Origin of the sequence: Paraburkholderia sp. (genome assembly GCF_049581445.1) — a bacterium.
In the GTDB taxonomy this organism is placed as follows: Bacteria; Pseudomonadota; Gammaproteobacteria; order Burkholderiales; family Burkholderiaceae; genus Paraburkholderia.
This window is the reverse complement of record NZ_JBAURZ010000305.1, coordinates 1-2,575: the sequence shown is the minus strand read 5'-3', so window position 1 is coordinate 2,575 and position 2,575 is coordinate 1. Positions and strand designations below refer to the sequence as shown.

Below are 2,575 nucleotides of genomic sequence, written 5' to 3'. Positions count from 1 at the left end.
CAACCGGTCGTCGCACGCGCCGGTAAGCAGCCCGAGACGAGCGCCCCGACTGCGGCTGCGCCCACCACGCGCGGCACCACGAAAAAGCGCAGCGGCGCGTCCGAGCAGGTCGAAACCCGCAAGCTGTTCGTGCTCGACACCAACGTGCTGATGCACGATCCGACCTGCCTGTTCCGCTTCGAGGAGCACGACGTCTATCTGCCGATGATGACGTTGGAAGAACTCGACAACCACAAGAAGGGGATGTCGGAAGTCGCGCGTAACGCGCGTCAGGTGAGCCGCACGCTGGATGCATTGGTCGCCAATGGCGGCGACATGTCGGAAGGCATTTCGCTGTCGCGTCTGGGCAGCCGCGAGGCCGCCGGGCGTCTGTACTTCCAGACCAAGCTGACGGATATCGAGCCGGTTGAGGGCCTGCCGCAAGGCAAAGCCGACAATCAGATTCTTGGTGTTGTGCGCGCATTGCAGCGCGACCGCATGGACCGCCAGGTCGTGCTGGTGTCGAAAGACATCAACATGCGGATCAAGGCGCACGCGCTGGGTCTGCCTGCTGAAGACTACTTCAACGACCAGGTCCTCGAAGACAAGGATCTGCTGTATTCCGGCATTCGCGCGCTGCCGCAGGATTTCTGGACCAAGCACGCGAAGGGCATGGAAAGCTGGCAGGACACCAAGACGGGCACGACGTATTACCGCGTGACCGGTCCCCTGTGCGCATCGATGCTGGTCAACGAGTTCGTCTACCTTGAACCGCAGAACGGCGAGCCGGCATTTCATGCGCTGGTGCGTGAACTGAACGGCAAGACGGCGCTGCTGCAAACCTTGCGCGACTACGGCCACCACAAGAACAACGTGTGGGGCATTACGGCGCGCAATCGCGAGCAGAATTTTGCGCTCAACCTGTTGATGAACCCGGAAATCGATTTCGTCACGCTGCTCGGACAGGCGGGTACCGGCAAGACGCTCGTCGCACTGGCGGCGGGTCTCGCGCAGGTGCTCGATGACAAGCGCTACAACGAAATCATCGTCACGCGGGCGACGGTGCCGGTTGGCGAAGACATTGGCTTCCTGCCGGGTACGGAAGAGGAAAAGATGCAGCCGTGGATGGGTGCATTCGACGACAACCTCGAAGTTCTGCAGAAAACCGACGACGCAGCCGGCGAATGGGGGCGCGCTGCGACTCAGGAACTGATCCGCTCGCGCCTGAAGATCAAGAGCATGAACTTCATGCGTGGCCGGACCTTTGTCGACAAGTATCTGATCATCGACGAAGCGCAGAACCTGACGCCGAAGCAGATGAAAACGCTGGTGACGCGCGCCGGTCCGGGAACGAAGATCATCTGCCTTGGCAACATCGCGCAGATCGATACGCCGTATCTGACGGAAGGGAGTTCGGGGCTGACTTATGTGGTCGACCGCTTCAAGGGCTGGGCGCACAGCGGGCATGTGACGCTGGCGCGTGGCGAGCGCTCGCGGCTTGCGGATTACGCGTCCGATATTCTGTAGACCGTACAACGTCGTCCATTGCTTAAGCTGTTTCAAAGCCGCGTCCGGGTCATGCCGGGCGCGGCTTTTTTATATGGATTTGCTAAGTGGTGGCCGCTTGAGCACGCGGAAACCAGCCCTTTACGTCTGCGAAGGCAACACTTAGCGCGCAAACTTCATGTAATTTATCAACAATTCTTGCCGACGCCGTACTGGACGGGCTACCATCCCGGCATTGATCGCTTTAAGCGATTGTTTTCGCTCGCCCATCTTCATGCGCCGACTTGGGTTTTCGCTGCTGGTCCTGTTGCTGCTCGCCGCCTGTTCCAGCGCGCCGCAGCGGCTTTCGCGCAACTCAAGCGGCTACTCGCAGTCGGCATCCAACGGCGCCTATCGCACCGCCCCGCCAGGCTTCCCGAATTTCGTCGATCACAGCATCGGGCGCGAAGAAATCTCGATCCAGGCGATGAGCCTGGTCGGCATTCCATACCGCTGGGGCGGTAATACACCCGAAAGCGGCTTCGATTGCAGCGGCCTGGTTCGCTATGTGGTGGCGCGCTCGGCCTCGGTGAATCTCCCTCGCACCACCGCTGATATGAGCGAACGTGGCGAATCGATTGAACCGGACGAAGTCGCCCCGGGCGATTTGATCTTCTTCAATACGACTGGACGGCCTCATTCGCACGTCGGCATTTATGTCGGCAAGCTGCGCTTTGTCAATGCGCCGTCCACGGGCGGGACGGTGCGGATCGATTACCTTACGAATCCGTATTGGGCCAAACGCTTCGATGGCATTCGCCGTGTTGCCGCGCCCACTCATACGCCGGCGCCGTTCGATACGCCGACATACCAGGCGTCGACACCGCCAGCGCAAACTGCGCCGGGAGCCGCGCAGGGGTCGTATGTCGGGGGCGCGAATGTTCCGGCGGGACCGGCTGAAACGGCTGGACCTGTAGCGCAAACGCGGGCTGCGTATGCAACCGCCGCGCCCGCAAGTGCCTCTGGCGAGCCGCAACCGCAGCAACCGCAGCGTGTGGCGGTTACGATGCAGACGCCGATAACCGCGACCGCTCAACCCACTGCTCAATCC

Annotated in this window: 2 protein-coding genes; both read left to right on the top strand. The window is 61.2% G+C overall.

Translation table 11 applies throughout. The annotated features are described in order from the left end of the window. Positions 1-1,506 (top strand): PhoH family protein (locus tag WCA85_RS25170; protein ID WP_424067572.1); only part of this gene is annotated, 1,506 nt, incomplete at its 5' end. Between the two features lie 253 nt (positions 1,507-1,759). Then, a partial coding sequence (locus WCA85_RS25165) for a C40 family peptidase (protein WP_424067571.1) occupies positions 1,760-2,575 on the top strand: 816 nt, incomplete at its 3' end.